This is a genomic window from Undibacterium umbellatum (genome assembly GCF_014284125.1).
Classification (GTDB): domain Bacteria; phylum Pseudomonadota; class Gammaproteobacteria; order Burkholderiales; family Burkholderiaceae_D; genus Undibacterium; species Undibacterium umbellatum.
The window spans coordinates 26,223-50,735 of the sequence record NZ_JACOFX010000025.1 but is presented as its reverse complement, the minus strand read 5'-3'; the positions used below and the strand labels follow the sequence as shown (position 1 = coordinate 50,735).

General features: G+C 46.3%; 21 protein-coding genes and 1 pseudogene. 13 read left to right on the top strand and 9 right to left on the bottom strand.

The window, feature by feature from the left end:
* Window positions 1–407 precede the first annotated feature (407 nt).
* Window positions 408–1,712 carry a type II toxin-antitoxin system HipA family toxin gene (locus tag H8L47_RS26785; protein WP_186956893.1) on the top strand — a complete coding sequence of 435 codons (1,305 nt, stop codon included), beginning with the start codon at window positions 408–410 and terminating at the stop codon, window positions 1,710–1,712.
* Window positions 1,705–2,001: a helix-turn-helix transcriptional regulator gene (locus H8L47_RS26780; RefSeq protein ID WP_186956892.1), complete on the top strand. Its 297-nt coding sequence runs from the start codon at window positions 1,705–1,707 to the stop codon at window positions 1,999–2,001. Before H8L47_RS26785 ends, H8L47_RS26780 begins: the two co-directional genes overlap by 8 nt.
* A gap of 451 nt (window positions 2,002–2,452) precedes the next feature.
* Here H8L47_RS26780 and H8L47_RS26775 read toward each other — a convergent pair whose 3' ends face one another.
* The 7 genes from H8L47_RS26775 to nosZ all read right to left on the bottom strand — a co-directional run bounded on the left by H8L47_RS26775 (window position 2,453) and on the right by nosZ (window position 11,313).
* The gene (locus H8L47_RS26775) at window positions 2,453–3,076 is read right to left on the bottom strand and encodes a nitrous oxide reductase accessory protein NosL (protein WP_186956891.1); all 624 of its coding nucleotides are present in this window, start codon (window positions 3,074–3,076) and stop codon (window positions 2,453–2,455) included.
* 3 nt (window positions 3,077–3,079) lie between these two features.
* A complete protein-coding gene (locus tag H8L47_RS26770) occupies window positions 3,080–3,613 on the bottom strand; it encodes a nitrous oxide reductase accessory protein NosL (RefSeq protein WP_186956890.1) in 534 nt (177 codons plus the stop codon).
* Window positions 3,610–4,425, bottom strand: coding sequence for an ABC transporter permease (locus H8L47_RS26765; protein WP_186956889.1), 816 nt, complete (start codon window positions 4,423–4,425; stop codon window positions 3,610–3,612). Before H8L47_RS26765 ends, H8L47_RS26770 begins: the two co-directional genes overlap by 4 nt.
* Window positions 4,426–4,457: 32 nt before the next feature.
* Window positions 4,458–5,405: an ABC transporter ATP-binding protein gene (locus tag H8L47_RS26760; protein ID WP_186956888.1), complete on the bottom strand. Its 948-nt coding sequence runs from the start codon at window positions 5,403–5,405 to the stop codon at window positions 4,458–4,460.
* Window positions 5,380–6,612 (bottom strand): nitrous oxide reductase family maturation protein NosD, encoded by a 1,233-nt coding sequence (locus tag H8L47_RS26755; protein ID WP_230413928.1) that lies wholly within the window; start codon window positions 6,610–6,612, stop codon window positions 5,380–5,382. The genes H8L47_RS26760 and H8L47_RS26755 overlap by 26 nt, the downstream gene beginning before the upstream one ends.
* Before the next feature lie 35 nt (window positions 6,613–6,647).
* Window positions 6,648–9,290, bottom strand: a complete 2,643-nt coding sequence (locus H8L47_RS26750) for a NosR/NirI family protein (protein ID WP_186956886.1) — start codon at window positions 9,288–9,290, stop codon at window positions 6,648–6,650.
* A gap of 103 nt (window positions 9,291–9,393) precedes the next feature.
* Entirely contained in the window at window positions 9,394–11,313 is a 1,920-nt protein-coding gene (gene nosZ, locus H8L47_RS26745) for a TAT-dependent nitrous-oxide reductase (protein WP_186956885.1), read from the bottom strand.
* Between the two features lie 287 nt (window positions 11,314–11,600).
* On the opposite strand from nosZ, the gene H8L47_RS26740 reads away from it, so the two are divergent.
* From H8L47_RS26740 to H8L47_RS26725, 4 genes are all read left to right on the top strand, one after another.
* Complete coding sequence (locus H8L47_RS26740; RefSeq protein ID WP_186956884.1) at window positions 11,601–11,996, top strand: c-type cytochrome; 396 nt, start codon at window positions 11,601–11,603, stop codon at window positions 11,994–11,996.
* Window positions 11,997–12,144: 148 nt separating this feature from the next.
* Entirely contained in the window at window positions 12,145–13,176 is a 1,032-nt protein-coding gene (locus H8L47_RS26735; protein WP_186956883.1) for an FAD:protein FMN transferase, read from the top strand.
* 169 nt (window positions 13,177–13,345) lie between these two features.
* Entirely contained in the window at window positions 13,346–14,614 is a 1,269-nt protein-coding gene (locus H8L47_RS26730; RefSeq protein WP_186956882.1) for a sensor domain-containing protein, read from the top strand.
* Window positions 14,615–15,400: 786 nt separating this feature from the next.
* Entirely contained in the window at window positions 15,401–16,096 is a 696-nt protein-coding gene (locus H8L47_RS26725) for a hypothetical protein (protein ID WP_186956881.1), read from the top strand.
* 135 nt (window positions 16,097–16,231) lie between these two features.
* Here the strand turns inward: H8L47_RS26725 and H8L47_RS26720 are convergent.
* A pseudogene (locus H8L47_RS26720) lies at window positions 16,232–16,570 on the bottom strand (helix-turn-helix domain-containing protein); the annotation flags it as partial.
* A 78-nt stretch (window positions 16,571–16,648) separates the two neighbouring features.
* Between H8L47_RS26720 and H8L47_RS26715 the strand changes: the two are divergent.
* Window positions 16,649–17,605, top strand: a complete 957-nt coding sequence (locus H8L47_RS26715; protein WP_222616700.1) for an HD-GYP domain-containing protein — start codon at window positions 16,649–16,651, stop codon at window positions 17,603–17,605.
* Window positions 17,605–18,135: a response regulator gene (locus H8L47_RS26710; RefSeq protein ID WP_186956879.1), complete on the top strand. Its 531-nt coding sequence runs from the start codon at window positions 17,605–17,607 to the stop codon at window positions 18,133–18,135. The genes H8L47_RS26715 and H8L47_RS26710 overlap by 1 nt, the downstream gene beginning before the upstream one ends.
* Window positions 18,136–18,234: 99 nt before the next feature.
* On the opposite strand, the gene H8L47_RS26705 is transcribed toward H8L47_RS26710, so the two are convergent.
* Window positions 18,235–19,389: a beta-ketoacyl synthase N-terminal-like domain-containing protein gene (locus H8L47_RS26705; protein WP_186956878.1), complete on the bottom strand. Its 1,155-nt coding sequence runs from the start codon at window positions 19,387–19,389 to the stop codon at window positions 18,235–18,237.
* A 351-nt stretch (window positions 19,390–19,740) separates the two neighbouring features.
* Between H8L47_RS26705 and H8L47_RS26700 the strand changes: the two genes are divergently transcribed.
* The 5 genes from H8L47_RS26700 (at window position 19,741) to H8L47_RS26680 (ending at window position 24,223) form a co-directional block, all read left to right on the top strand.
* The gene (locus H8L47_RS26700; RefSeq protein ID WP_222616699.1) at window positions 19,741–20,931 is read left to right on the top strand and encodes an HPP family protein; all 1,191 of its coding nucleotides are present in this window, start codon (window positions 19,741–19,743) and stop codon (window positions 20,929–20,931) included.
* 291 nt (window positions 20,932–21,222) lie between these two features.
* Complete coding sequence (gene ubiU, locus H8L47_RS26695; protein WP_186956876.1) at window positions 21,223–22,227, top strand: ubiquinone anaerobic biosynthesis protein UbiU; 1,005 nt, start codon at window positions 21,223–21,225, stop codon at window positions 22,225–22,227.
* 186 nt (window positions 22,228–22,413) lie between these two features.
* Entirely contained in the window at window positions 22,414–23,319 is a 906-nt protein-coding gene (gene ubiV, locus H8L47_RS26690; RefSeq protein WP_186956875.1) for a ubiquinone anaerobic biosynthesis protein UbiV, read from the top strand.
* 12 nt (window positions 23,320–23,331) lie between these two features.
* On the top strand, window positions 23,332–23,787 hold the full coding sequence (ubiT, locus tag H8L47_RS26685; protein WP_186956896.1) for a ubiquinone anaerobic biosynthesis accessory factor UbiT: 456 nt from the start codon (window positions 23,332–23,334) through the stop codon (window positions 23,785–23,787).
* Between the two features lie 43 nt (window positions 23,788–23,830).
* Window positions 23,831–24,223 carry a putative zinc-binding protein gene (locus tag H8L47_RS26680; RefSeq protein WP_186956874.1) on the top strand — a complete coding sequence of 131 codons (393 nt, stop codon included), beginning with the start codon at window positions 23,831–23,833 and terminating at the stop codon, window positions 24,221–24,223.
* The last annotated feature ends 290 nt before the right edge of the window (window positions 24,224–24,513 follow it).

Sequence of the window (24,513 nt, the reverse complement as noted above, 5' to 3'; positions counted from 1 at the left end):
AACCTCTTAAAAGGCGCTACAATCAACGATCTGATGGTCGGGGGATAGAATATGTCGGTCGACCGTTAAAAAACGGCTGATTTACCATTTCTGTGGAACTTTAGCTCCGTTTGTTTAAACGCACCCTATATACAGTAAGCCTTTCAAGAGAAAATGGCGTTAGCAAATATTCGATCATTATTAGCGCGATATTCGAGCATGGACAACAGTGCTAAGTTCTCGCTGTTATACATACGACAAGACCCCAATATGTCTTATCGCAACAGGCTATTTAAAAGCCTCACTTTTAAACAATAATTCAATAATCATTTTTCCATAAATACCCATTATAATTACCAAAATATCGCACTAGATTTAGTTTAAATTACCGTTATAATGGATAAATTAAATTCTATTTTGGTTTGTCTATGGAAAAGCTCACGATCGAGATTTGGGTAGGTAATCAATGGCATGAATGCTGCGTTATTGAAATTGATAATGCCTATCAAGGTGGTTTCAGTTCGTCGACGCTCAGTTACGATACGGACTTTGTATTTGATGGCCAAAACTCACCGGTATCCCTTCGATTTCCAGTCAATTTGAATGAAGTCAAGTTAGCACATTGGCCTTCATTTCTATTTGATCTTATTCCGCAAGGTAAAGGTCGTCATTACCTACTTGGCGAGCTCAAATTAGCCGATGGACCTGCCGCAGATTGGCCTCTTATTTGTGCTGGCGCATTTAACCCTATCGGAAGATTAAGAGTGAAAGAAGCGCTTGCTTTCTATAAAAAGCATTCTAATAAGAGCAATGCTGTAACACCACTGAACGGATTTAACATGCAAGATATCCTAGAAAGAAAGGATGATTTTATCGAGCATCTTTACATTCATGGGATGCTGTCTGCAGGCACGTCTGGTGTCCAGGGTGTCGCGCCAAAATTTATGCTGACATTGGGAAAAGATAATTTATGGTACGCCGATGGTGCTATTGAAGACGACTATACCCAAAAGCACTACCTCATAAAATTACCGAGGGGGCGAGATTCAAGCGACATCAAGATTCTACGTAACGAAGCAGCATTTATTCGTACAGCAAATGCGCTTGGGCTTTTTGTCGAGGAAATACCCCAGCTCCATGAGGACATGCTGTTTATTCCACGATTTGATCGAAAAGTAACGCAATCTGGTGTGGAGAGATTACATCAAGAAAGTGCAGCTTCCTTAGTTGGTCAGATTGGTTTTGACCAACGCCCATCACAGAATGAATTGTTAGCTGCATTACGACTCTATGTCACCGATAAGACCGCAACAACAATAGAATTTATCAAGCGAGATATACTCAATCTCGCGATGGGCAACACCGATAATCATGCCAGAAATACAGCCGTACAAATAGTGGACGGCGTAATTCAACTCTCTCCCTTATTTGATTTTGCACCGATGAATTTGGACAAAGAAGGTATTGCACGGGCATTGCGATGGAAAAACAAAGACAAAAATAATGTTGAACTTAATAATTGGGTCGATGTACTTGCCTCATTAGATTTAGAGAAGCATGAACTTGCAGTGATTACTGATGCCTTGTATTTATTTGGACAATCGATAGAAGGTCTACCTGACATCATGGCTCAGCAAGGGGTCGATAGCGATATTATTGAAAACCGCTATTATGCAATTCAGACACAGATTAAACAGTTGCGGGAGCTGAAAGTAGGAGGTAGCTATGGATAAGCGACGTAATCCACTCCCCAAAGAAGTGGCACGTGAGCAGCGTAAACAATTCTATGAGGATCTTACTTCTGGAAAATTGACGCTTCAGGAGTCCATTAAAAAAATGCGTGCTATCTCCGGACTCACGCAACCAGAGTTTGCCAAACATCGCGGAGTTAACGTAAAACTGATCAGAGCTTTAGAGGCAGGTACGGCAAATCCCACGATTAAATCTCTGAATCAAATTGCCGACATTTTCGGATTAGAAGTGACTTTGCGTGAAAAAGTATCGACTAATGACAGTCACTAGTGTCAAACAGCGTGTAATATTTTCCAGTAATCAGCGCGGATATTTATCATGCACATTTCTTTATAGGCTTCACCAGTAACGTTCTGAAGCGATTTTCCAGTGTGCTGAAACTAACAAAAACTGGAAAAATAACAGCGCTGTTTAACAGGCGGGCATTCTATCCTGAATAACCGACTGCAATTCGAGAGGCGATATGCTGGAATGGTTGATAAAGCGCTGGAGACGTGCGTCGCGGCTATAAGTAGTCGCGGTTTAAGTGCTGGGGAGGGGCGAGAGATCGACCTGTCAGAACGCGCTACAATCAACGATTTGACGGTCGGGGTATAGAATATGTCAACGGACTTCAAAAAACGGCTGATTTATCATTTCTGTGGAACTTTAGCTCCGTTTGTTTAGACGCACCCCAAGCTGCGCTGATATTTAAGTTCGGTCATGGTTCGGCTTTAGAAAGTTACTTTGTCTGATGCAAATGCTGACGTGAGCGATGAAGAGTTTGTAGTGACTGAGCTCTGATTTGATCGGCTTTTATTACTGTGCCGCCGCGTTTTTTAGCAAAATCCTGTGCGTCTTCGATACGAGAAAATGCGGGGAAGTTGCCAGCGCGCATGGGTCCCATTACCTCCGATCCGGCCACAAAAAAAGCCTCACTGGTTTTAATCCATTGGCCTTGTGATGTGTCTGTGACGTAACTGATAGCGATCTCACTGGCATCGCGGCCGCGGCTATATTTTGACGGGTCTAGCAGATAGATAAATAAAGTTAATGGCGAATCAAAGAAATGGGTATCGCCATTCTTGAAGATCACTTGCGCGGCCCATTCGCTGGTGCGCGCTGGATACATACCACATACCGGGCAACGCGCATCGTTGGGTACCTTACGTGGTGCGAGTAGGCTGATACCCCAATTGGGATCAAACGGCGTTGCGGGAGCCACAATGCAGATGTCGCCGCTCGTGATGGTTTGAACGTCCGTTACGGTAGCTTGCCATGGAACAAACTTGGTCAGCGTCAGCGCGATCAACAAGGTGCCAGTTATCCCAGCGACTAGTTTAGCTGAAGGGATGTGTATCAACATCGCCTACATCCGCGTATCGTGTAAGGCACCACCACTTAAATCCACCATATCAGGCTTGATCTCGACATAGCGCAGGAATTTTCCTCCCCATTGTCCTATAAATTTTTTTGCATCTGCCTCTTGCGCAAAACTAGCAATAGTCGGGCCCATAGAACCATGTCGCTTACTGCCCAAAACATAGAATCCCTCTTTTGCAGGTATCCAGTTGCCACGCGGTTGATCCCAATCCGCTTTGCCCATGTCTTGTACATATGCGGCGCTAACTGCCTTGACCTGTTCAGGTGACAATAAGGTGTGAAACATTTCTACCGTATCGCAAAAAAATGTGGGCGACTCTTTGCCCTCATAAAAAATTTGTGCTTTTGGGCCTGGGTAGTCGGCCAGTAACATGCCGTCGAGATCGCAGGTGGTGTGTGGATCAATTTCTACCGGGGTGATGGATTTGCTGGTAGTTGATTGACCGCAAGCCATCAAGGTACTTCCAGCGACGGCCGTGATGAGCGTATTGATGATAAATTTTCGACGACTAATGATCATGAGTTAAATCTCCAACGTGCCAACGCCAGCGGCACAACGATCCAGGCAAACATAACGGAACCCATAAGCCAGGGTTTGGCGAGGGCAGCGGGAACGATGCTCGAAAGCCCATAAAGGGTGCGCACATCGTCCATAGAAAAGACATTCAGAATACGAAATACATCGGTCGGATTGAGTAACAGTAAGTAGGCAAAAATATCGCCACCGTAGCTGCCGCCAGTGCCGACCAGAGCACCAAGTAACAACAGATCAAAGACCAAGACGAAGAAGAACCATAACGCGATGGCTAGGCCTGAAGCGCGGGTTCGTTCACGAGCAATGACCGACATGAAGATCGCTAAGCTGAGAAAGGCCAGGCCGAGCAGTACGGAGCTGATGATGAAGCCGAGGTAATGAAATAATCCGGCCCATTTAAATTGTTGGTATAGCAGTGCTGCCACCAGTGAAAATCCTGCGACGGTGGATAGTGTTAAAGCGCCAGCGAGACCTAAATATTTACCGAGTAAAAATTCAGTACGGGTAATCGGAAAAGACAATAACAAATCCAGCGAACCGCGTTCACGTTCGCCGACAATCGCATCGAAGCCGAGCAGTAGGGCAATTAAGGGAATCAAATAAATCACTAGACTGACCAAACTTGTGATGGTCAGCTCGATAGATTTAAGACCGATCTGGCCTTGTTGCGCACCGCCGAGATAGGTGATCACTAAAGAGAATACGGTGAACACCAGCGCCACAGCCAGTACCCAACGATTGCGAATTCGGTCGCGAAATTCTTTCGCTGCCAGGGTAAAAATTTGATTTATTTCCATAATGTTTTCTTTATTCTGACTTAGTCCGAAAATTAATTCGAAAATCCAAAAAAGACATCTTCCAGCGACGGCTCTTGTATGCTCAGATCGATCAACTTGCTCCCTAGATGGCTAACCGCGGCCAGTACTTCCATCTTGCTGTTACGCGGGCAACGTACTACGAGACTGTTGCCGCTTATTGTGCAGGTCACATCTGGCAGGTGACTCAACGCATCTTGTGCCAGTGGCACATCGTTTGGCGCCAGACACAGTGTGACGAGGAGTGGCATGTGCATTTGCTCGCGCAATTGAGTCACACTACCTAAGGCCTGTATTTTTCCCGCTGACATGATCGCGAGACGATCAACCCGCTCTTGCAACTCCGCCAGAATGTGCGAGGTAATAATGACAGTAACGCCGGTATCGCGTAGATCATGTAGCGTGATGTAAAAGTCTCGTATCGCCTGAGGATCAAGGCCATTGGTCGGTTCGTCGAGAAATAGCACGCGCGGCTTGCCGAGCAAGGCTTGTGCAAATCCCAGACGCTGGCGCATTCCCTTGGAATATTCGCGCAAGGGGCGATTGAGTGCATGAGCCAAGCCAACTTGTTCTAACATAGGCGCACATTGTTCTATCGGTGCACCTTTGAGTTTGGCAAAGAATTTTAAAGTTTCGATGCCGCTGAGATTGTCATATAGCACCACATTTTCCGGGAGATAACCGAGCTGACGACGGGTATGACGAAAATCGCTACCTGTCACCGCTGTGCCATTAATTAAAATCTCGCCAGCGCTCGGTTCCGTCAGACCCAGCATCATTTTGAACAAGGTACTTTTACCAGCACCGTTGTGACCGATGAGGCCGAAAATCTCGCCATGTTTTACCGTCAAATCAACGCCATCAACCGCGTGTAAGGCGCCATAATGTTTGCTGACACCACGTACTTCGATGGCACTGTCTTCAGCGTGAGACCTGTTATTGGCCGGGATAGTGCTTGCCATGCCATTGCCTCCATTGCTTATTGGTTGGTTGCATACGCGGCTTGGGATCGACCACGCTCGGTACACGTAACACGGGAAATTGTTGTGATACCAGACGCAATGCTTGCACTGCGGGGCTGGCGAGTAATAATTGAGTGCTGGGGTAGCGCCAATTTAAGCGGTCAACCATATCATTGGCCTCGTAAGAAACATCACCAATACCGTCAGCATTTCTATCCCAACCTAAATAGTTGCTCCAGTGATTACCACTTTGCACGCCCCATTTTTCGTCTTTGGCGCCAACGTATCGAACTTGCTCACGATTACCAATGAAATCATTACCTTCGACTTGATTGCGGGTAGAACCTGCTGATAAATGTACACCGACGCGATTATCTACCACCAGATTATTTTTAATGCTGACGTACTCGACATCGTAAATAAACAAGCCTCGGTTATTGCCAGCAATGACGTTGTTTTCGACTAAGGAATCCTGCATGGTACGCAACATGATGCCGTGATCAGAGTTCCCCCAAGTACGGTTATTGCGTACCACTTGGTCACGTACTTCCATCAATGCCAGACCACCCCGATTGAAGTAACTATCGTTGTCTTCCCATAAGTTGTAATAAGAATTCATGTAGTGACTGCCGTAACGGCTGTGATGCAATTTGTTGCCGCGAAAAATGGCATGATGTGACACATCGACATACAGAGCATCGCGTACAAAACTGATGTTGTTGCCGATGATGCGTGCACCTTTGGTGTTGTAAAGTTGTACGCCATTTCCACGTTGAGAGGAATTGTATTCGCGCTTGCCTGTGATTAAATTGTTTTCTATTAACACATCGTTGGATTTTTCTATCCACAGACCAAATAAGTTGTAGGTGATGTCGCAGTTTTTAACGATGGTACGGTGCGCGCCTGGAAAAATATAGATACCTGCATTTTGATCTTTCAGACTGTCCCCAGAGTCACGTACTATTAATCCTTCAATAACCACGTCGGGTGAGATGATACGGATAGTATCGCCACGATTTTCGCCGCTAATCGTGGGACGATTGATTCCTCTTAAGGTCAGTTTTTTATCGATTAAAAAATTACCTTGATACCGGCCACGTGTGATTTCTATCGTGTCACCAGCTTGCGCTTTCGCAATCGCCTGTTGTAGTGACTCACCTGGTTTTACCAGGATGATCGCTGCGTCGCCAAAGGCGGGAACAGCCATCATGCATGCTAGTAGTAATCCCTTTATCGCTGTCATCATACGATTAATAAGCCCAGCGTTTTTAGTGATAAAAATAATGCGGCACCAATGAGTAAATTCTTGAAACTCACATAACTGATCATATCCATCACACTGGCATAGCGATAATTATCCCGCCACCATGGACCGTCTTTGACATAGCGTTTTCCTGACAGACGTATCAATACTTCATACACGCTCCAGCCGAACCACCAGGCGATAATCGCGGCGGATGAGAGCTGCCCAATCGCCGTTAATATCCAAGCCAGGCTAGCGGCAATCGCCAGCGCGACGCCAGCGATTTGCAAGCCGCGTTGCGATGACCAGGATTTCGCACTCCAAGGCCATATATGATCGACAATCTCTAAGATTATCCAGTGCAATCCAGTGGCGTTCGTCTTATACGCAGGCTTCACGGGATCAGTTGGCATGCGCGGATCGAGGCCAGCTTTGATCGCCTCGGATGCCGGAGTTGCCGGTATCGGATAAATGGGGATGAAGTAGCCATCTTTGCCGATGCCTTTGATCTCCAAACCTTCTCGGTCGCGTCGTTTGCGTTCTTTAGATAGCGGCGGGCAGCCTTTGACGTCGGTGTATAGCACCATACAGTCTAAGCAGTGCAAACATTCACGGTGATCAATTCGTCCTGCTTTATCAATCGCCAGCGAGCCGCAACCGACTGCGCATGCCTTACAGCTATTGCAGTCTTGTTTGCGCTTCAGACCAAACCAGCGGAAAGTGCTAGGCATAGCTAAGGCGGCTCCCAGAGGACAAATGTATTTGCAATAAGGCCGTTCGATGAATAATGAGATGCCGAGTATGAGTGCGACAAATAATCCATAAGGCCAAGCACGATTTGTGATGCCTACTAAAAAAGTTGTTTTGAATGGTTCGACCTCGGCTAGTTTTTCCGCTAGACCCATGGAGAACATCGACACCGCTAGTAGTCCAAAAAAGATCGCATACTTAAGCCACTTCAGTTTGTCATGTACGGCTTGTGGCAAATGAGTTTGAAAACGTTTAAGTCCAATTTTTTCGCCGATCTTGTAGATCGCTTCCGACATCGATCCAAATGGGCACATCCAGCCGCAGAACAAGCCGCGTCCGAATAAGAACACCGTGATAATGATGAAAATCCAAAAGACAAAAATAAACGGGTCAGTTAAAAACAGTGACCAAGTCCATTGAAATAATAGCGAGTGAAACCAGGTCAGTACTTGCGTAATCGAAGGTTGTGCCATCACACCAAAACCCACAAAAGTGATACTCAAGATCCAAGCGCTGTATTTGAAAATATTCACCGGCCATTTGTTTTTGTGAGTCGACATGCGTGTCAGTTTTTCTCGATAAGCATAGGCGATGGTGACGACGATCAATAAGAGACAAAACAAGCCTATTTCTATAGCACGTGATTTCCAGATGCGAACATAGGGTGCCGCTGCTTCTTCGACCACTGGTCTACCGCCCTGTAATAGCTCGTCAGCTAACCAATATTTAGCATCAAAACTGGCGAAACTCCGTGTGCCCGTGGCACGGTCAACCCGATTGCCAAGGAAGGATAATTTCCATGGGTAGGCAGTTGAAAATGCTTTGGAGCGAATGATGAATATCGCAGACTCATTGTAAGTTGGTGCGCCATCGGCGACGATGCCATAGAGATTGAGATAATCGAGATCGCGGAAGGTATAGGAGTCAGCATCTTGTTTGACCTGTATTCGGTCGTACATGCCACCACGCACAAATCCTGAGCCTTTGAAGGATTCTATGCCATCGGTGCGGATGATGAACAGTGCGTGCTCGTCGGGCTTTAGCTGAGAACGTAAATTATTGAAACTGTTTTCCCCCAACAGGCTGATGCCAACATCTGGGTGATTCAGATCACCAAACCAAAGTTCAATAAAAGGTACGTCATTTTTTTCTAAACCCACTTGTTCTGGTTTAACTAGCAGGCGTTGTACACTACCTTGCTTGACTAACTCAGTCCATGTTAGACGGCGGCCATTAAGTACATATTTTGCAGGTTCACGTACCGTCGGTGCGACGATACCAGTCTGTCTGGCGATCGCCATGCCGGAGGCCATCATGACTTGGTTCTGCACGATGACGGTGACGGTCGCACCAGAGATGGCGTCCACACCCAGTACACCTTCGTCCGGACGAGATTGACCCACTTCAATTTTATCGGTGACAGATTTGCCAAGATATTGTTTATTGAAATTAAGCAGAGCTGATTCGGGGATGCCCAACAAAAGAATCGGTTCAGAGTGTTTGAGCACTTTGATGCCAACGAAGCGGCCTTTGAGATCCATGCCCATCAGTGTCACGACAGGTTTGCCAGAATAGGCTGGGGTGTCGGTAATGTCGGTTGAGAGCATGACATAACCAAGCAAGGTCTTTTTGCCAGCGATGGGGTCGCCATAGGCTTCTACGTAAGGCGGCTGTCCCATGCGTTCTGAAAAGCTTTTCGCGCTAGGGAAGACATCGGTGCAAGCAACTAATGCACACATGTTTTTGGCTGTTTTGAGTTCTGCTGGCAAAGCCGCTTCATACGCGCTCGATCGCGCATTCGCCGGATTAATGATGCCGCTTAGTAGTAACAGAAAAAATGCGACCAGGTAGAAATCTACACTGGTCGCCAAGTTTTTACGCATTAAAGACATTTTTATTCCTACTTATTACTACTTGGCGAGACATTTAAAAATGCCTCACTGGGATGGTGGCGCCCAGAAAAATCCAGACGCCACCGGAGCTGCAACTACCGGGTTAGGCTTCCACGATCATGCGAGTGCGCATTTCCAAATGCAAGGCGTGGCAGAAATGTGTGCAATAACACCAGTACACGCCTGGATTGCCAGCGATGAACGTGACAGAGGCAGTTTCTTGTGGATTGACAATGAAATTGACGTTGTGGTTGGGAATAGCGAAACCGTGTGTCAAATCTTCGATTTTGTCTAAATTGGTCAAAATCAAAGTGACTTCATCACCTTTCTTAACGGTGAATTCACGTAGGCTAAATGCGGGCGCCTGTGATGTCATTTTGACGGTCACTTTTTTGCCGTTACGCACTACGCCAGATTCTTTTGGATCCTTAATTGCATTTGGGAAGTCGTTCAAATCATAGACTTGCTTTGGACGAACCAAGTCACGTTTGAAGATGATGAAATCATGCGGCTCGCCCCGTACTGGGTGATCTGCCATCAAAACCATTTTCTCGCCAGAGATATCGATCATTTGCTCATTTTCTGGATGCAAAGGACCCACTGGCAAGAAGCGATCTTTGGAGAATTTACAACCAACCGCAAGGTATTTACCGTCAGCCGCCTTGGTTTCGGATTGCGATGCATTCAAGTGACCTGGTTGATACTGCACATCGAGGCGATCCACAACATATTTTGCAGTCTTGTCGCCAGCGTGGAACTTGATCGCTGCTTCGACATTCCACTTCACCACTTGGCTGTCTAGGAACAAAGTTGTGAACGCATTACCGCGACCATCAAAGGCTGTGTGTAAAGGACCTAGACCGAGTTCAACTTCCGCCACAATTGCGGCATCCAATTTTTCCAATTTGCCGTCAAACCAGTCCAACACTTTGGATAGATCGATGACAGTTCCAGTAGGGGAAAGTTTGCCCGCACAAATGAAATATTTTCCATCGGGACTAGCGTTAACACCATGCGGATTTTTTGGCACAGATACGTAAGCGGTGAGGGCGGTTTTTGGATCTTTGTTGGCTTCGTGCGTGCCATCCACTACGGGTACCTTGGAGTCGCCAATGGTTTTGAATTTCCCTGCTTTGACCGCTGCTTCAATACGTGCCACGTTATAGAACAGACAGGCGTCACGTTCGGACGACATCATGTCTTCATAGTGCGCGCCCATTTCCGTGTTGTACTGATTAGTCGCCGCTAATTTACCGTCATACGACGTGGCGACCAGATCGCAGTTGCCATCGATCAGCACTTGCCAACGCACTTCCATTGTTTCTGCATCAACGCAGCTAAACATAGAGCGATATTTGCTACTGTCTGTACTGCCCGCATTTGGCAAAGGAGTCGCAAATTCACCGCCGCAGAAGACGCGCGTTGTGTAGTTAATTTTTTCGTCAACCGGATCACGTTTGTCTGGGAAAATACCATGGAAGCCCTGAACATTCGGCAACTGTGTGATCTTGTCGCACACGAAGTAGTCAAGACGAACGCGTGCAATACGGCTGTTGATTTTGTCATTGATCCAAGCGTAACGTCCATCATAGTTACCGTCTTTGTAGGACGCGTGTGTATGGTGCGTATCTGCTACGGTGTACTTTAGGCTACCGTCAGCTTTAGTACCCATGATCTTTTTGGATTCGTTGGTGACGCCCCAACCAACCAATGCATCCGGTACGAAGCAAGGAATGCGATGAATCTCACGTCCAGAAGGAAGTCCCAAGACACGCATGTCGCCAGTATGGCCACCACTCCACAGACCGTAGTAGGTATCCAGTTCACCAGGTTTTAAATGTGATGCATTACTACTTGCATGACTGCCACCAGCTGATGCGGAAGCAGAGGGGATCGTACCAGCTGTACCAGGTTTTTCGTTACATGCGACCAATGTTCCTATGCTTGCGATCGCGGCGGTATTGAGAAATCTACGGCGACCTAAAGCAGGTGCTTCGGTTTCTTTGATTTTGTCTTGACTCATGATGTGATCCTTATTGGCTGGTCTTTTCGGAGTTTAGAATTCAGAATTGGCTGGCCGTGGCTAATAGAAACTAATTGTGACAGCGGTTTCTATGATGCAAGATTTTCTAGAAAAACAAATTGATATGCATCAAGAAAGCGTGCCGAGGCGATTGATTGTAACGCATGTTTGCTTTAGCGCAAACCATGATGGGCGAGGCGCTTTTTATCGTGTATTATTGCATATAATCATGCCCATGCATGTCGCTTACCACTCGCCTTTTGTACTTTACTCATTCAAGGAAAAACATGAAATCATCTACTCAATTATTGAGTGCATTCACTCTGGCAAGTTTGGCTTTTCTCAGCGCCTGTAATAAAAAAGAAGCAGAAGCGCCAGTCGCTTCCGCTAGTGCTCCATTGGTTGCCGCAGCCCCCGTTGCTGCAGAAAATGTGATTGGTAAAACGACTTATGGAAAAACCTGCTCAATGTGCCATGCTGCCAATGTGGCTGGTGCGCCAAAGCCAGGCGATAAGGCAGACTGGGCTCCACGAATTGCTCAGGGAATGGATGTCTTATATAAGCATGCGTTAGAAGGATTTACCGGTGCTAAAGGGCAGATGCCTGCGCGCGGAGGCGCGGCAAATTTGAGTGATGATGATGTGAGAGCAACGGTCGACTATATGGTTGCTCAGTCTCGCTGATATCTGTTGAATTAGACGACATAATTTTGGATTTATGCATGTTGTGTGTGGTGGAAATTCGCTATGCACATAGCGCTTGAGCCAGTACACATAACTGAAATAGTTTTGTGAGAAGTTCGTCCTCTCTTTGTGAAGAAGATTTCAATTCATGGCTACTTTATCTGCCAAACTAGCATCTCCTAAGCGCCGTCAACTGGCGATCGGTCTTCCTCTGTTTGCTTGTGGTTTATTGATCGCTCCGGTGCAGGCTAAATCCGATATACATCAATCTTCCAAAATTCTGATGGGCACACGCCTTGATCTGACTTTGCAAGGTGCCGATGCAAATACCATGAATGCAGCAGCCAGTGCAGCTTTTAGTGAAATGGCGCGGCTCGCTGACATGATGAGTCGCTATCGGAGTGGTAGTGAGCTTAATGCGATTAACTTAGCTGCTGGTTTGCAGCCGGTTCAAGTTTCAGCCGAACTATTTGACGTGCTTGAGATGGCGCAGCGTGTCACAAAGGGCAGTAATGGTGCCTTTGATGCTACGGTTGGTACGCTACGTGATTGGAATTTTGATGCATCGTCTCCCTCGATTCCCACAGCTCAACAAATCGCAGAGCAATTACCTTTAGTTGGTGCCAACGGGCTTATTCTTAATGTCCGTCGGCGAACCGCTTTTTTAAATAAGCGCGGTATGCGACTTGATCTGGGTGGGATTGCGAAATTGCCGATTATGCAGGCGGGGATGCGCCAGCTTCTTGCACATGGCGTGGTTAATGTCATGATTAATGGCGGTGGTGATGTGCTGGTTAGTGGTCAACTGAACGGACGTGATTGGCGCATCGGTTTGCGCGATCCACGTCAACCTGATCGCTTGCTTGGTGTGGTGGCGTTGAATAAGGGCTTTGTTGCCTCGTCAGGTGATTACGAACGGTTCATCATGCATCAAGGTAAGCGCTTGCATCACATACTCGATCCTAAGACTGGTTATCCAACCCAAGGTCTGCGTGGTGTGACGCTGATTAGCGATAAGCTTGATCGCTTAAATGGCCTCGGTGCAGCGCTGATGGTCTCCGGCGCAGAAGCTGGTCGCACTAGGCTTAAGCATATGTTGGATGTCGATGCCTTGCTCGTTGACGCCAATAATCAATTATGGACATCCGCTGGAATGAGCAAACGTTGGGTACGTGGCTAAGCTGTATAGCCAGCTTCGGATGTATACACCCACATGCAATGACTAATAATTTCAATGGCGGGTGATGTTTTGGTTTTAATAAGCTCTTACGTTGTCATATTGCCTATGAACTTAACTTGATATTACCCTGTGAGTTCTTGAAGGCTTTTTTCTAATAGAATTGACTTTTATGAATTCAGAGTTCGATGCGTTTGCCATCTTGGACATGTTGCCCGTTGGCGTTGTGGTGCATGCCCCTGACACCCGAGTATTGCATGCCAACAAAAAGGCACTGGCGGTGTTGCGACTCACCGCGGAACAGGTCTTGGGCAAAGAGGCCATAGACTTTCAGTGGCAACTGATCGATACCTACCGCCAGCCCCTAGCGCTGGAGCAGTTTCCGGTCAATCGAGTGTTGGCTACTGGCGAGCCGATAGAAGAACTACTCATGGGCGTGAGCGACAGCAGCAGCGCCGAAGTTACTTGGCTTACAGTGAATGCTCTGGCTGAAAAAGATGTACAGGGTATGATCGAGCGGGTTGTTGTAACCTTTTCCCAGAATACCTACGAGCGGGCCGACATTCCGTTTAAAGAAATTGTTGACTCTGCCCAAGACGTTATCCTTATCACCGAGGCGTATCCGCTCGAAGAGCCCGGGCCACGAATTATTTACGCTAACCGCGCATTTACCCACCTGACCGGCTACGAGGCGCAAGAAGTGATCGGTAAGTCTCCGCGCATTTTGCAATGTCCCGATGTGGATCCAGCGGTGCGCGCGCGTATTTCGAGTGGACTCGAGTCGGGTCAGCCGGTTCGGGAAATCATCTATAACTATTCCAAGTCAGGCAAGGGATATTGGCTCGATATGCACATCGTTCCACTGAAAAACAACCATGGCGAGGTGGCCTATTTCGCGGCCATTGAGCGCGACGTGACAGAGCAGAAAAACCTAGAATACGAATTACGCCACCATGCTTTTCACGACGCGCTGACCCGCCTGCCCAACAGGCGGTTGTTGCTTGACCGTTTGAAGCATTCACTGCTGATGGCCAAGCGCAGTGTAAGCCACATCGCTGTGTTGTTTATTGACCTGAATAAATTCAAGCAACTCAATGACACCCATGGTCACGACGCTGGCGACCTGTTGTTAGTCGAAGTTGCTCGTCGACTCTGCGGCACAGTGCGTGAGTGTGATGTAGTGGCCCGGTTGGGGGGCGACGAATTTGTGGTTTTGCTAGACGGGCTGGGGACCGATCCTGTACAAGCACAGGTGAATGCACAGACCGTGGTAGCCAAACTTCAGGCCGCGCTGGAAGAACCTTACTTATTGGGGGACATCACCCACCATGGTTCGGCAAGTATTGGCATGACGCTGATTAAGGGTGGCGGTGACCATGACCCAGACCGCGTCTTGAAAGACGCTGACGCGGCCATGTACACCGTCAAGAAAAACCGTTGATAGGCGGGCGCGCATCCAAAATTTCACCATTCATTTTTGTATGCGCATCAACACTACCGAACTATTCAAATTACTTGAGATAGTATTGAATAAAGGCTTTGTTGCCTCGTCAGTTGACTGCGAACGGTTCATCATATATCAAGGTAAGCGCTAGCATCATATCTCGATCTCAAGAGTGGTTATCCAACACAAGGTCTGCGTGTTGTGACGCTGATTAGCGATAAGCTTGGTCGCTTAAATTGCCTCGGTGTAGCACTGATGGTCTCTGGCGCAGAAGCTGGTCGCACTAGGCTTAAGCATATGTTGGATGTCGATGCGCTGATCGTTGACGCCAATAATCAACTATGGACATCCGCTGGGTACGTGGCTAAGCTGTGTAGCCTGTTTTGGATATCGATTCTAGATTGAGATGGCAATTTTAGTTTTAGTCAACTTGAAACAGTGCTCCTTTGGGCGTAAATGACCTCCGGCGCAAATTCAGCTTGCGGAATAGAGTCTAAGTCAAAGTGGGTACCAAGGTCGGTGCAAAAAAAGTGTTAATGCAACTCAAATAACATCGCCTGATAATCGTCTTGTTCAATCTTCCTTCTCAGATTTGCAATCCAAAATCTTTTTGATATCGTGCATTCTGGAGTCTCGAATTTGTATCCCCAGAAAATAAACTTTAATCAATTACAATTGTTACTAAACCGCAAAACTAGGGCGATAAGGTGGCAATAAACTGCTAATATTAAGTAAGAACAAATTACTTTTCGATTCACAGGTAAGGTATCTTGGAGCTGAAAAATGACGATTACAGATACCCTAGAAAAGAAATTTGTCATTAAAGATCAGTTACTGGCTGGGCTGATCGTTGTGATACTCGGGGTGTTGATCATATCACTCCAAAGTGTGTCAGGTTATTCGGAACATGCCTTGCCTGTGCCTAATTTGTTCATGGGTTTTGTGACGGGCTTGATACTTTGTTTTGGATCCCGCTATGTCGTTGGTGTGATTGTCGGCAGTAGCGTCGTGATCGGGGTAACGAGTTTCGTTCTGCCTTTTACGTCGTCATTAATTTTTCTATCAGGCACTTTTGCGCCAGTGATCGTGCTTTATGTGCTTCGCGAACGTCTGGTACGATTTGCGACTATTTCTAGTGTTTTCGAACTGATTCGCTCTACAGGGTTTATTTTTATACCCATGAGTTTGCTTACCGCTTTGCTCTTTCTGCTCATTTCTGTTTTTGGCAATAACAGTTCTTCGCAAACTCTTAATCAATTTCTTGCAAATTGGTTTAGCCAATTAAATGGCTGTATTCTCATTATCCCTTTCATTATGGAGTGGCGCTCTGCGCAGGCGCAACTGCTTAAGTCGCGCAATCTGGCGATCACTCTTGGGCTCAGTTTCGTCGTTTTGCTATTAGGTCAAATTGTCTTCTTTGAGTGGTTTTCTGCTGTCATTGTCAGACCCTATTGGCTCATTTATGTCGGAGTCTGTTAGTTTGCGCTGGATTCTGACCCGGCGTTTGCATCAAATTCTGACCCACTCGTTTTAAGTTTTTTTAAGGGTTAGGTTGAGGCTAGTTTGGTCTTTTTTTCCTTTACGTGTTCGTTTGCTAGCTGAATTGACCCTGTCAGTTTGATCCACCTTCCACTTCCTGGCGAAGGCTGCCACCCGGTCATACGACCCTTCAAATCCCAGTTCTTTCAGATCGAGATGAAGTTGTTTTAAGCTTCGTCGCTGCTTACGATTTTTACCCGCTTCGGTTTTAAGCCAGCTTGAAAGCTGTAATGCATATTTATCGATGGCGCTTGTTGTTTGTCGATCCGCATAGGCTGGCTCTGTAACTTCAGAGCGCAGATAGCGCCGGACAGTGTTGCGAGAGATGCCCAGTCGTCTGGCGATCTCCCGTAATGGAATCTGGTCACGAATGTGCCAGCGTCGAATAATACCTAGTAATGCCACGTCAATCACTCCTGCTCCCTACTCATCAAGATAAGTAGGATTGTGTGCTAAACGTGGGTCAATTTTAGATGCAATTTATCCAGCAAAGTGGGTCAATTTTCAGTGCAAATCAACAGAAAGGAATTGGAGCTTGAGAAGAAGCGATTAGAAGCATTGACGTTTCGTCAAAACGAGGAACTGAAGGAACTTAACGCCACTCTTGAACAAAAAATTCTTGAGCGAACTAAAGAACTCCGAAATGCTCATGATCTCTTGTTAGGTGCAAATGAAAAACTAAAAAATAGTTTTTTAACTTCAATCAAAGTATTTTCAAATGTCATTGAAATGCGTGGTGGGAAATTAGCAGGGCATTCGCGCCAAGTGGCGGATCTTGCTAGAAAAATTGCACAAAAATTAGAACTTGGCGCTGGTTCAATACAAGATATTTTTGTCGCCGCATTATTAGCAGACATCGGTAAGATGGGTTTTTCAGATGAACTTATCAATACCCCATTAAGTCAATTAACCTCCGATCAATTGGGATTGTTTTATAAGCATGCGGTTCGTGCCGAGCAGCTTTTATTACCACTAGATGATTTGCACGATGCAGCAAAAATAATACGCTCGCAGCACGAACGTTTTGATGGAAAAGGATTCCCCGATGGATTGGTTGGAGAACAAATACCCTTAGGTGCCAGAATACTGGCGATCGCAAAAGACTACCATCAATTACAGATTGGTACGCTAACTCCGAAGCGCTTGTTCCCAGATGATGCCAAGGCGCTCGTTATAAAGGGTGCAGGGAGTCGATATGATAGTCGGGTGATTGACGGGTTCAGAAGAGTCTTCAATGACAAGGGCGTTGACATAGAGATACAGATAGTCAAAGTTAGAAATTTGTTGCCCGGCATGGTAATAGCTACAGATTTGGTTTCACAAGAAGGAATGTTGCTGTTGCCAGCAAACCATGTTTTGGAGCAAGCAACAATTGAAAAGTTAAGATTGTACGATGTTACGCGAGGCGGGGTATTAACCGCACACATTCATACCAAAAGGAAAGCATAATGCGCAGAATACTTCTTCTCGATGACGAAAAAAACGTGCTCGCCGCACTAACACGAAGCCTTAAGCAACTGTTTGCGAGTAGTGAATTGGTTATTGAGAGTTTTTCCGATGCAAAACCTGCTATCGAGCGAATTGCAATGCTTGATTTTGATTTTGTCGTATCGGATTATCATATGCCGGGAATGAACGGCATTGACTTTTTACGTATTGTTAAGGAACTTCGTCCAGACACCATCCGGCTAATGCTTAGTGCTTCTGCTGATTTTAGAACGGTAATGGAAGCAGTCAACGAAGCCGAAGTTTTTCGCTATATTCCAAAGCCTTGGATCGCGGAAGAGTTAAAAGAAATTATCGAAGTCGCGACCCATCACCGAACACAAATAATCGAAGATAAACGTTTGGCCGAACAACGCAGAGAACAGTTAAATCCTGTCAGTCCAGAGGAAAGAGAAATACGTCTATTAGAAGACATTGAGCCTGGTATCACCAAGGTTAACTGGGAGCCAGATGGTTCAATAAAAATCGACTAATATCTAGGAAATTATGCTAAGTAGTTACCTTGACCAAATTGTAGAAACGCGGTGGCTTTTGAAATTAGCTAACTTAATTGTCGTAGCACTTCTAACTAACTAGCGCGATAGCAAAATACTGACCGCATTCCCGCCAAAACCAACCGCATTCACGAGAATTTTTCTAATGTGCTTTCGAGGAGTTGTGGCTGGAATATATGGCACAGGTATAAAATGTTGATGCTGTAGCATGAGTACTGCCATCTGCAAACTTAGTATGCCTGAGGCACCAAGGGTATGCCCAATTTTCCACTTATTTGTCGTACACAATGGCATATCATGTGGAAAAACCTGTTGAATCGCCTGCCACTCGTAGAGATCGCCTTTAATTGTTCCTGGTGCATGCATCACGATGACATCGATCTCGCTAGGATCGGTATCTTTGATGGCCATTCGCATTGACTTCTGAAAGCAAATTGCGGCCTCAGACATGCCAGTGCTGGTGAACGCATCATCCGTTGCGTAGCCGACTTCATCAATGTACGCTATCGCAATCGCTTCTGGGTTAATGTCTAAGCAGGCGACGCCCGCAGCTTCACCTAATACCATGCTGTTATACGTTTTTGTCAGATCCAAGGCGCGGCAGGGGTATTCTGCATCGTCCTTCGCATAAATCTTCAAAGCTTGCATCTGATGCAAAGTAAACGACGTGAGTGCAGCTTCGCTACCGCCCGCAAGAAATCGGGTCTCCATACCAGAACGCAGCCACGCGACCGCATTCAAGATGGCATGCAGAGAAGTGGAGCATGTGACCGATAACGAAGTGCTAGGACCAGTTGCTTTGAGGTCTCTTGCAACTGAGCTTGCCAGATTGCCTAGCGTGGTCGTTGGTGAGGTATGAGGAGAAACAGTCCCACCGTCTAAAAATGTCCTGTGATATGTCTCCAATTGTTGTGTCGCTCCTCTTGATGAGCCGAGAAAAACGCCGAATTGGCGATCATTTTCCCACTTCGCTTGCTCTATTGCCTGACGTGCGACCCACATGGCATTGATAACACTAGCATCAAGATGTTGGTACTGTGTATTTTCTGTACGAATCGATTGTAGTTGCGTTTGTAAATCATCAGGAATACTAGCCACGAATTGTGTTTCACCGTTGATTAACTTCTTTTGAATATGTGTTTGTGAATTTTGATAATGACGCCAAATTTCCTCTGGATTTGATCCAAGTGCAGAAATGGTATTGAGTGCGGTGATGGCAATTCTTGATTTCATATATAAGTTTGGGAAAGATAAAAGCAAATGCAATCAAGTCGCTCATTGCACAAACTTGAATGTAAAAAAAACGAACTCTAGTGGCTTGCACGTATGACTGCAAGATATGAGAGGCAAAAGCTTTACTCTCATCAAGAAAGCTTGTCATAAGAACGGAGAGAGAATGATTTACTAGCCGTTGCGATCCCAATTGCGATCGCCACGCGAGCATAAAAAAACGAAATAAGACTTATTCGACGTTTGATTTTATTGATCTAAGGCAAGGAAGCGACTTGGAGATAAGGCGAAACCAGTGGAATATTAAGTTTCTTTCCAGTTGACGTACTGATGCCAAAATCTTGTGATTCTCTAGTGAATAAAAGCTTCTATCTCTCTGATGTTAAAGCAACATTTGGACGATTCTTGCCCCTAGCAAACAAGCTGGGATACAAGGATCGTTTTCTCATTGCAGCAGGTGCTTTGTCGAGCTTGTTATTCGCGAGTGTATCGAGCTTTCTCATTTGGGGCAGTTATGGATCGATTCCTCTATTGGTAGCGCCAATGGGAGCCACTTCTATACTAATATTTGCTCTACCATCTAGCCCTCTAGCGCAACCATGGTCGGTATGCTTTGGCAATTTTATATCCGCAAGTATCGGTGTTGGGTGTGCGACCTTGCTCGGTCATCATCCGTTTGTCGCTTCGCTGGCTGTTGGGCTTTCGATCTTGGTAATGTTTGCTACTAGTAGCCTACATCCACCAGGCGGAGCGGTTTCACTTTTGGCAGTGCTTGGTGGGACACAAATAGAGCACCTTGAATGGTATTTTGTGTTGGGAGTCGTTGTGCTGCAGTCGACATGTTTGGTCATCATTGCGGCAGGATTTCACCATTTGCGAAAGGTGAATTACCCGCAATCTGCAAGGTTAAGCGAGAATTTGCATCGAACAGGCGATCCGCAAATAAGCGCTAGGCTAGGTGTTACCAGTGCTGATCTCGATGTTATCTTGGCTAAGCACGGAAAACTACTCGATATTAGTCGAACTGATTTACAAACATTGATTACGAATACCGAGATACAAGTGCATCGCCGGAGACACGGAGTGATTCGGTGTAGTCAAATCATGTCACGCTATGTCGTCACAGTTAAATTTGAAACGAGGCTCGAAGAGTGTTGGCAATTATTACGAACCCATAAAGTCAAAACACTGCCTGTCATTGACGATCAAAGAAAGGTGATTGGAACAATAAGCCTTATTGATTTCTTAAAAAATGCGGGTCTTGATGTTTACCATGATTTTGATCTGCGTTTGCGGCAACTGCTGGAGAATGCGCATCGTTTGACTGGTAGTAGATATGAAGTTGCAGGTCATATCATGAATACTTCAGTCGAGACTAAAGTAGACGATTCCGATATCCTTGAACTGGTGGCGCTTTTTACCGATCTTGGTCTGCATTCTGTTCCGATTTTGAATTCGAGTGGCGAGTTGCAAGGTGTGATTACACAAACGGATTTGATCGCCACTTTGTATCGTATGCAGATTGATAAGCCGCTCGATACTTAGATCATTGTCTATGATTGTGATGGTTTTCAATGCTTGGTGTTGACGATATTCAGATCGGTGAGAGTAATGAATTTCATCTAGGTAGTCGTTGACGACACACTTGTGGTTAGCTAAGTTTGATGTTCAAGATTTTGAACTATGTTTTTGCGGCATTACTAGAAATCTCAAAACATAACTTCATCGTGCATGAAGTAAGCTGCAACTGGCAATCTTTGTTACTGTTTGGTGCATCCATGATTTCATTGACCTAAGACAAAGACAGGCTTACAGCATATCGCTACCATCTTGCGCATGAAAACAATCGATCTCGTAGCGCCTGCAGGCAGCTTAGTTGCACTCAAAGCAGCCATCGACAAAGGCGCTGATGCCGTTTATCTAGGCTTACGCAATGCCACCAATGCACGTAATTTTGGTGGTCTCAATTTTACCGATGCCGACATTCGACTTGGCGTGGAATATGCCCACCACCGCGGCAAACAAGTACTGTTCGCGATCAATACTTACCCGCAAGCGCAAATGGCGCACGAATGGCGCGCTGCCATCGATACCGCGGTACTGCTAGGTGCTGACGCGATCATTTTGGCGGATCCTGGTTTAATGGCTTACGCACGTCATCGTTATCCTGAAGTGCGTTTGCATTTGTCTGTGCAAAGTTCATCCACCACGGTTGATGCAATCGAATTGATGCGCGAACAATTTGGCATACGTCGCGCTGTTTTGCCACGCGTATTAACACTGACTGAAATTGAAAAAATCATTCGCCAGACCGAGGTTGAAATTGAAGTGTTTGGCTTCGGTAGCTTATGTGTGATGGCCGAAGGACGTTGCTTGTTATCGAGTTATGTCACGGGTGATTCACCGAATAATAGAGGCGTATGCTCGCCTGGTCATGCTGTTAGCTGGGAAGAAAAAGACAAGGTCTTATCCGCGCGTTTAAGCGGCACCTTAATCGACCGCTATGCACCGAATGAAGCGGCTGGTTATCCGACGCTGTGCAAAGGTCGTTTTGAAGTCGAAGGGCAAGTCGATTACGCCTTAGAAGAACCGACCAGTTTGAATGCCATCGGCTTGCTGCCGCAGTTACTCAAAATGGGCGTGAAAGCGATCAAGATTGAAGGTCGTCAACGTAGTCCAAATTATGTGTCACAAGTGGTTGGGACTTTGCGCGCAGCGCTGGATTCAGCTGAACGTGATCCTGAGCGATATACAGCGAGGCCGGATTGGAATGCGACCTTGGCGAAACATGCTGAGGGAGCGCAGGTGACGCAAGGAGCATTCGAACGTCCCTGGAAATGAGCGTAGTTTGCAAATTCAATCACAGGGCGGATTACGGCGTTGACTATGCTCGCAATACTGACGCATCGCAGTGCTTGGCGCCTAGCCCTGTATCCATAGAGTCGAATTCCTGAGCACGATTATGGCGTATTGGATTCACTAGTCGTCGTTCTACCGTTTGTTTGAAAATATAAACTTAAAGACCTTATGAAACTATCCCTCGCACCACTGTCTTATTACTGGTCTAAAGAAGCCACGATGCAGTTTTATGTAGAGGCGATGAACTGGCCTGTGGATATTATTTATCTGGGCGAAGTTGTTTGTTCGCGTCGGCATGTGATGCGTTTGCCGGATTGGATTGGTTTGGCGAAAGCTTGTCGCGATGCGGGTAAACAAGTGGTGCTTTCAAGCTTAACTTTGATTGATAACGAAGCTGATCGACGAGCCATGCATAAATTGATTGATGCGGCGGTCGCGGAAGATTTTCTAATCGAAGCGAATGATTTTAGCGCCGTACGTGCAATGCAAGGACGGCCTTTTGTCGCGGGACCACATTTAAATGTATATCACACTGGCACCTTGAATTGGTTGCGTGAATTGGGCGCGATGCGCTTTACCCCGCCAATAGAATTAGGTGGTGCGGATTTGGCGGTATTGCAGACGCAACGGCCAGTTGGTTTAGAAACAGAAGTGCAAGTATGGGGACGCATGGCGCTCGCCTTTTCTTCTCGCTGCTTCACTGCCCGCCATCATCGCCTGCGCAAAGACAATTGCGAGTTTCGCTGTGAACATTATCCCGATGGACTGGCATTACAAACCCGCGAGCACAGCGATTTTCTGACCATTAACGGCATACAAACCCAAAGCGCGAATTGCTTGGATTTGAGTGCGCAAATTCCTGCCCTCAAAAACTTGCAAGTCGATATCTTGCGTCTGCAAGTGCAGTCCAACCATATGGAAAAAATCGTCCACGCCTTTGATACCGCACGCCGCCGCGAACAAGCAGCGGTGATTGAACCTGCATTTTTGCCGCCGCAATCAGAGCGCTGCAATGGCTATTGGAACGGTAGTTCAGGCATGCAATGGCAAACGATTCCAATTCATGCAAACTAAATTTATTCTATGATGAACCTCACTGATTTTCGTTTTCCCCGTGTCTTTGGCCAGATCGGCCGACACTTGCCTTCACCTGTTGCCAGCGCACCTTTAATGTTGATGTTGTCGCTGGCGCGACAACGCAGCTGGCTCATCGCACCAGAAAATTTATACGACAAAACATTTCAAATCTACGTCGAAGATCTCGGCCTATGCCTTTGCTTTCGTTGTGATCATGGTCGTTTTAAAGCCATCCAACATCAAACCACCGACGTCAGTCTGAGCGCCTGTGCGATGGATTTTTTGAGACTGGCAACTGCCTTGGAAGACGCCGACACTTTATTCTTTCGCCGTCGCTTAAAAATCGAAGGCGATACAGAGCTAGGCATTGCGGTGAAATATTGGATCGATGCGAGTGAGCGTCCAGCTTGGTTGAATCTGCTCGCAGAAAAACTGAATTCGGGTTTGAATACGGGATCAGTATAGTCGTTTGCAGCTTTGTATAGCATTTGTTTGTGAGGATCATCATATGTTAGAACAACTACCACTGGTATATTCATGCTCAGGATGCTCCAGTGTCGCCCAACTGGCTAACGACTGTGCATTGGAATTGGATAGAACCGGGCGTGCGCAAATGTCTTGTATTAGCGGGGTGGGCGGTGGTGTGCCATCGTTGCAAAAACTTGCGCAATCTGGTCGCCCCATTTTAGCTTTAGATGGCTGCGCACTAGCTTGCGTGAAAGCTTGCCTAGCGCAGGCTGGGATAACGGCCACGGTACATTTGATTTTAAATCAAGAGGGTGCACGTAAACGTTTTCATGTTGATGCACAACCGGAGGAACGAGCGCTCATAGCACAAGTGGTCAATGAGGGGCTGCTTGAAGTGTATCGTTTGAGTGAAGTAGAAAATGAACAAATTTGATCACGTGAATGGCCTGCATAGAGGGAGGGGGTAGGGCTTCATTGCTTGCGCTTCCAATTCTATTTTTTTTTGCGATTAAATAGTGATTTTTGTTAACTGGAGGCTCATGAAAGTGAGCCTTTTTTATTATCGATGCGGGAATGAAGAACTCAACATCTTGTCGATATTTCTTCACCTATTTTCTACAAGCTTGAGTCTAGTCAATCTTCAAACGCTCGAGAAAATCGACCTAGTTCCAAAGAACTATCTCAGTCTAGTGCCAACGCCTGCTCTTAGGCACCGCTCCGAAG